1 protein-coding gene is annotated in these 264 nt (G+C 61.4%); it reads left to right on the forward strand.

What is annotated here, in order from left to right; genetic code table 11:
• Positions 1–264: LptF/LptG family permease (locus tag GHO03_RS24940; protein ID WP_153400724.1), on the forward strand; the 264-nt coding region annotated here is incomplete at both ends.

Raw genomic sequence — 264 nt, forward strand, 5'->3', positions numbered from 1 at the left:
TGGATGTCCTGAGTTTTGTTCTGCTCACGGCGCCGCGCCGCATGTACGACATGCTGCCGATGGCAGCCTTGATCGGCTGCCTGATCGGTTTGGGTAGCCTGGCGAGCAACAGTGAATTGACCATCATGCGGGCGGCCGGGGTTTCCATCGGTCGCATCGTTTGGGCGGTCATGAAGCCGATGCTGGTGCTGATGGTGGCCGGTCTGTTGATCGGTGAGTATGTCGCACCGGCTACCGAAACCATGGCGCAGGCCAACCGCGCTC

Origin of the sequence: Pseudomonas sp. FSL R10-1339 (assembly GCF_009600545.1) — a bacterium.
GTDB lineage: Bacteria > Pseudomonadota > Gammaproteobacteria > Pseudomonadales > Pseudomonadaceae > Aquipseudomonas > Aquipseudomonas bubulae.